Below are 6231 nucleotides of genomic sequence, written 5' to 3'. Positions count from 1 at the left end.
AGCGAGAAGGCTTTCGACCTGGCGAAGTCCCTCGCCGTTCGCACCTCCGGGCGGATCCGGCGCACCGGCGATGCCGACCTGGTCTCCGTCTTCTGCGCCGGGCTGTCGATTCAGGTGATGGCACGGGTACTCGGTCTGCCCGCCGAGGACACGGACCTGTTGCGCCCGTGGGCCAGCGCCGGGATGGCGTACGTGTCCGACCACCGGCAGGATCCCGCGACGCTCCGAAGAGGACTCGACGCGAGGGACGACCTCTACGCCTACCTCGCGCCGCAGATCAGCCGGCGGCGCACGGACCCCGGTGACGACCTGTTGTCGGTGCTCTGCACCACGCCCGTCGACGGCCGGCTGCTGACCGACGACGAGGTCAGCGGGTCGTGCGCCCTGCTGCTCGCCGCTGGTGCCGACACCGCGGGGAAGGGCCTCGCGCTCTTCCTCTCCAACCTGGTCGATCATCCGGACGTCCTCGCCGAGCTCCACGCGGACCCGAGCCTGATCGACGCGGCCTGGGCGGAGTCGCTGCGCCGGGATCCGCCCACCCACATGGTGCTCCGGCAGACCACCGAAGCCGTCGACCTCCCCAGCGGCCGCGTTCCGGCGGGCGCCACCGTGGCGTGCATCCTCGCGTCGGCCAACCGGGATCCCCGCCAGTTCGCGGAACCCGACAGGTTCGACATCCACCGGCTGACGAACGTCGACCGTGAGTTCGCCGCGTCGGCCGGCCACGTGGCTTTCGGTGCGGGGCGGCACTTCTGTCTCGGTGCTCACCTCGCCAGGCTGCTCGGGCGCACCGTGCCGGTGCTGCTGGCCGAGCTGCCGGGACTGCGCTGGAGCGACGGCTTCACCCCCGTCTCGACCGGGCTGATCAGCCGCGCGCCCAAGGAGCTGCGCGTGACGGCGGACGTCCGGGAGACCGTGGAGCATCGGCGTTTTCGTCGCGAGGCTTGAGGGGCAGAACCACTGTGATACAGCGGAGAAGAAGCTGTGGCACGTCACAGTCCCGGATCATGTTCGTTCACAGGCTCATCGAGGTGAAGGACCGGAGAGGAGAGTCCGCGATGTTCGAACAGCTGCACACCGAGCGGTCGAGCCGACAGGCCCGGAGTGGCGCGGACGGCGAGCGGGGGGCGCGGACAGCGGCCACGAAGGTTTTGGCGGTGCTGGAAGCGTTCGGTGCGTACGACGGCGCGGTGTCGCCGGCTGAGCTGGCGCGGCAGACCGACCTGCTGAGGTCGACGACCCATCGCATGGTGGGGTTTCTGCGGCCCGCCGGGCTTGTCGACGTGCTGGGCGGAGGTTTCCTCCTGACCTCGAGGGTGGCCGAGTGTCGGCGGCCGTGCCGCATCCCGTCGGCTTTCCTGAGCAGGTGAGACCGAATGAGCACGACGTACCCGGACCTCGCAGGCCTCAAGGCGCTACCGCTCGACGAGCTGCCCCGGCTCGCCGGGCAGATCCGGTCCTTCCTCGTGGACGACGTGTGCCGCACGGGTGGGCACCTCGGACCCAACCTCGGTGTGGTCGAGCTGACCATCGCGCTGCACCGGGTGTTCGACTCGCCGAAGGACCATGTCCTCTTCGATACCGGCCATCAGACGTACGTCCACAAGATCCTCACCGGGCGGTCCGCGGACTTCGCCACGTTGCGCAAGGACAGGGGCCTCGCGGGCTACCCGCAGAGGTCCGAGTCGGTGCACGACCACGTCGAGAACCCGCACGCCTCGACCGCACTGTCCTATGCGGACCGCCTGGCAAAGGCGAACCGGCTGGCCGGGTCGGATGATCGGCACGTGGTCGCGGTGATCGGCGACGGCGCCATGACCGGTGGTCTCGCCTGGGAGGCCCTGAACAACCTCGGCTCGAGCCAGGAGCCGGTGGTGGTGGGTCTCAACGACAACGGTCGCTCCTATGGCCCGACGGTCGGGGGTTTCGCGCGCCATCTCTCGCGGTTGCGGGCAGGGCATCGTGAGCGGAACAACCTCTTCCAGCAGATGGGTCTGAGCTGCCTGGGGCCGGTCGACGGCCACGACTTCGCGGCCCTGGAAGGGGCCTTGCGGCAGGCGGTCGCACTGCGCAGGCCCACGGTCGTGCACTGCGTCACCGAAAAGGGGCGAGGCTACCAGCATGCGGAGAACGACGAGGTGGACCGCATGCACGGCATCGGTGTGCTGGATCCGATCTCCGGACGGGCAATGCCGTCTTCGGCGCGCAGCTGGACCGCGGTGTTCGAGAACGAGATGGCTGAGGTCGGGAGCGAGCGCGAGGACGTCGTCTGCGTCACCGCCGCCATGCTTCGCCCGGTCGGTCTCGGCCGGTTCGCCGAGCGGTTCCCGGACCGCGTGTTCGACGTCGGCATCGCCGAGCAGCACGCCGTCAGCTCCGCCGTGGGCCTCGCGATGGGTGGCGCCCGTCCCGTCGTGTGTCTCTACGCGACGTTCCTGAACAGAGCGCTCGACCAAGCGCTGATGGACGTGGCGCTGCACCGGTTGCCGGTCACCTTCGTGCTGGACCGAGCGGGCATCACGGGACCGGACGGCCCGAGTCATCACGACGTGTGGGATCTGGCGCTGCTCGGCAACGTGCCCGGCCTGCGTATCGCGGCACCCCGTGACACCGCGCGGCTGGCCGAGCAGCTCCGCGAGGCGGTGGCCGTCACCGACGGCCCGACGGCTGTGCATTTTCCGAAGGCGGTCGCCGATCCTCCGATCCCCGCCCTGCGCCACATGGACCGGCTGGACGTCCTCCATCGCAGCAGTCACCAGCCGCTCGACGTCCTGATCGTCGCAGTCGGTGTCACCGCCGCGGCCGCGCTGCAGGCCGCCCGTTTGATCGAGCACCAGGGACATGGCGTGACCGTCGTCGATCCCCGCTGGGTGTTGCCGGTCACTCGATTGCTGGAGCACCTGGCGGCCCGCCATCGCCTTGTGGTCACCGTTGAGGACGGGGTGAGGGCGGGAGGCATTGGTACAGCACTGGCGCAGGCGTGTGCCGACGCGCATGTGCGTCCGCCGGTGTTGAACCTCGGTGTGCCACGAGCATTCGTGCCCCACGGCGATCGTGACTCCATCCTCGCCCGCTGCGGGCTGGACGCCGCGTCGATCGCCCGCACCGCCCTCGGCGCACTTTCCGCGCCGGCCGCCTGCGACCCGGCGTCTGCAAGAGCAGCACTGTGACCGCGGTGCCCACAACGAGTTGGAGGAACGTCACGTGTACCGAGCGAGTACCAACGAGAAGTCGTCGAACGAGCGCCCGGACCTCCGCCCGAACGCCTACCTGAAAATCACCGCCGAGGATCTGCGCCTGACCAGGTTGCCGTTCACGCTCAGGGAGCTGTACGTCGAGAACCCCGATGCTCCGCTCGGCCTGCAGTGGAAAGGTGGCTGGGAACGCTTCGAGCCCACGGACGAGGCGCACCGGTCGGCGGACGGTCGCACGCTGCGCGTGATGAAGTTCGTGCGACGCAAGGAGATCGTCGAGTGAAGGACCGGGGTGCCTGCCGCGCCGGCGTGCGACTGCTGACGTCCGGCGAACCGTTTGCCGGTCGCGCTACGTTCTTCTGGTGGAGGCACAGAACCGGACGGTGTGGAGGTGTGGGATCGTGAGCGGAGCGGTGGACCAGCCGGAGTGGGGGCGCGGCCAGTCGGAGTTGCTCGCGCGGCGGATGGCCGACGACGAGGACCTGCTCCGGAAGTCCGTCCGGGTGCACGGTTCGCGACACCTCAAGAAGCTGAGGTGGTGGATCGGTGTCGTCCGCGGAGACCTCGGTGCGCGAGGCGTGATCACGGATTTGTCCATGCAGCCTAATGGTGATCCGATTGCGTATTACTACGTCGATCCTGAACCGGAGCCTGAACCCGCGGTGTCACGAGCCAAGGAGACCGCGCCACCGCTGGCTTCGGGGCGACCGCGTACGCAGTCCTTCGAGGATGGGATCCGGCCCGTACCCGGCCGAGCGGCGAGAGCGGCTCCTGTCGAACACATTGCTTCAGATCATCACTCGGCCGCATCGGGTGCATAGGTCTCCTGGACGCGATTGCTGTTTCAGTGCTCCTGCGGTAGCCGGAACCTTCCTTCGTATTCACCCGATTGGGTGGCGAAACCTGCCTGGTGGGCAAGCGTTCACCTCGGGTCGGTGCGATGAGGTGGCTCAAGTTTTGTGTTGATGGCGCAGGGGCAACTCTGTGGTGCGCGAGATCGCGGGCACACGCGACCTCGCGCATTTGAATCAGCGCATACCGAATGATTGTGGACAGTGATCGCATGGTTGACGCAACTGTCGGCTCGGTCTCCGAAATCGGGGTTCTGCTCAGGAAGTACCGTGTTCGAGCAGGCCTGACACAGGAAGAACTCGCGAACCGTTCCGGCGTCAGCGTGCGTGCGATCAGCGACATGGAGCGAGGGGTGGCGAGAAGCCCCCAGCGACGCACGATCGACTCGCTGGCGGGGCCGCTGTCGTTGCGGTCCGACGAGATCGCGCAGCTGCACAAGTCCGCCAGGAGGAGCCGCGCCGCGACGCCGTCCGGTGAGCCGGTGACGCCGCGACGGATCTTCGACTCGCCCGTCGTCGCCCAGTTGCCTCCCGATCTCCACGATCTGACCGGGCGCGAGCAGGAGATCGAACAACTGCGCCGTTGCGTGGAAACCCAGGTGACCGGCAACCGCACCGGTCGTGTCGTGGTGCTGAGCGGAGCGCCCGGCACCGGGAAGACGAGTCTCGCGATCCGCGCTGCTCATGATTTGGCCGACCACTTCCCGGACGGCCAGATGTTCCTGAAGCTGCGCGGGATGTCCGAGGAGGCCACCAGCGCTGCGGATGTTCTGCACCTCGTGCTGCGTTCGCTCGGCATCGACATCAGCTCGATTCCTGTCGAGCTGGAACACCTGGCTGGCCTGTGCCGCTCGCTGCTGGCCGAGCGCGCCGTTCTGATCGTTCTGGACGACGCGGCCGACGAAGGGCAGGTGCGCCCGTTGCTGGTGGGTGGGCCGCGATCTCTCACCCTGGTCACGAGCCGGCACGTGCTGGCGGGGCTGGAGGGGGCGGGCAGGCTCAGTCTCGACGTGCTGGCGCATCACCAGGCCGTCGCGCTGGTCGGCACGATCATCGGGACGGACAGGGTGGAGGCCGAAGCCGGTGTCGCCGACGAGCTGGTGGAGTTGTGCGGACGTCTGCCGCTCGCCATCCGCATCGCGGCCAACCGGCTCGCGAGTCGTCCGGCGTGGCCGCTGTCCCACCTCGTGAGCCAGCTCCGCGGCCGGAGCAAGCGGCTCAGGGCGCTCACCGCCGGTGATCTCGACATCCGCAGCGTGTTCGACCTGTCGTACAGGCAGCTCCGGCCGATCACCGCCGCAGTGTTCCGCCGGGTCGCTCTCATCCCCGGCTCCGACTTCTCGGTCACGACCGCGCGAGTGCTGCTCGATGCCCGCCGCGAGGACGACATCGACTTGCTCCTCGACGAGCTGGTCGACGCGAGTCTCGTGCAGTTGGCGCCTGCGCAGGGCCGGTACCAGCTGCATGACCTGTTGTGCGAGTTCGCCAAGGATCTGCTGGCCGAGAAGGAGGAGCCCGAGACGGTCCGAGAGGTCGAGAAGCACCTCGACCACTGGTTGATGGAGATGGCGACCGCCGCGGGGAGGTTCTTCCAACCATGCGCCGACATGGAGACACCTCCAGTCGCGACTTCGTGCTTCGACGACGCCCTCAGCGCACGCAAGTGGCTCGAAGCGGAGGCCGGTGCCTGGTCCGGCGCGATCCGGAGATTGGCTGCTCGCGGCGACCACCGACGGATCGTGGACCTGGCGGACGCGATGTGCTGGTATCCGGAGTTCGGTGGCACCGCGGACCTCTGGTACGAGGTCTTCGACCAGGCGATGCACTCGGCCATCCTCCTGGGCAGCAAGAAGGAGGAAGCCGCTCGCCGCAACTAGGAGCTGTTTGAAGTTCGGATCTAGGTTGGCTGGTGGCGCGCTGGTAGAACACGGATGTGGCGCGTTTTGATGTGACCGATGCCGAGTGGGCGTTGATCGAGCCGCATGTGCCGGTCGCGGCCACGGGGCCGTTGCCGCGGCGGGTGCGGGATCAGTTCAACGGGATCCTGTGGCGGTTCCGCACCGGGTCGGGCTGGCGTGACGTCCCGCAACGGTATGGGCCCTGGTCCACCGTCTACTCCCGGTTCAACTCCTGGGCCAAGGCCGGGATGTTCCAGGCGCTGATGGACGCGCTGATCGCCGAGGCCG

At 68.2% G+C, this 6231-nt stretch carries 6 protein-coding genes; all 6 read left to right on the top strand.

The annotated features are described in order from the left end of the window. Positions 1–948: cytochrome P450 (locus tag BLQ91_RS39840; protein WP_143023121.1), on the top strand; the 948-nt coding region annotated here is incomplete at its 5' end. Between the two features lie 59 nt (positions 949–1007). Beyond that, positions 1008–1370 (top strand): helix-turn-helix domain-containing protein, encoded by a 363-nt coding sequence (locus BLQ91_RS39835; RefSeq protein ID WP_090105771.1) that lies wholly within the window; start codon positions 1008–1010, stop codon positions 1368–1370. Between the two features lie 6 nt (positions 1371–1376). Continuing rightward, positions 1377–3170: a 1-deoxy-D-xylulose-5-phosphate synthase gene (locus tag BLQ91_RS39830; RefSeq protein WP_090105769.1), complete on the top strand. Its 1794-nt coding sequence runs from the start codon at positions 1377–1379 to the stop codon at positions 3168–3170. A gap of 34 nt (positions 3171–3204) precedes the next feature. Next, positions 3205–3477 (top strand): DUF5988 family protein, encoded by a 273-nt coding sequence (locus tag BLQ91_RS39825; protein WP_090105767.1) that lies wholly within the window; start codon positions 3205–3207, stop codon positions 3475–3477. Between the two features lie 759 nt (positions 3478–4236). Further along, complete coding sequence (locus BLQ91_RS39820; protein WP_342670696.1) at positions 4237–5922, top strand: ATP-binding protein; 1686 nt, start codon at positions 4237–4239, stop codon at positions 5920–5922. Positions 5923–5978: 56 nt separating this feature from the next. Next, the coding region (locus tag BLQ91_RS39815; RefSeq protein WP_143023120.1) for a transposase at positions 5979–6231 on the top strand (253 nt) is incomplete at its 3' end.

It is taken from the genome of Lentzea jiangxiensis (assembly GCF_900104175.1).
GTDB classification, from domain to species: domain Bacteria; phylum Actinomycetota; class Actinomycetes; order Mycobacteriales; family Pseudonocardiaceae; genus Lentzea; species Lentzea jiangxiensis.
This window is presented reverse-complemented; position numbering and strand designations above follow the sequence as displayed.

Bases quoted from the DNA above. Each gene is read 5' to 3' on its own strand.
- BLQ91_RS39835 (WP_090105771.1), top strand. From the start codon at position 1,008: ATGTTCGTTCACAGGCTCATCGAGGTGAAGGACCGGAGAGGAGAGTCC.
- BLQ91_RS39830 (WP_090105769.1), top strand. From the start codon at position 1,377: ATGAGCACGACGTACCCGGACCTCGCAGGCCTCAAGGCGCTACCGCTC.
- BLQ91_RS39820 (WP_342670696.1), top strand. From the start codon at position 4,237: ATGATTGTGGACAGTGATCGCATGGTTGACGCAACTGTCGGCTCGGTC.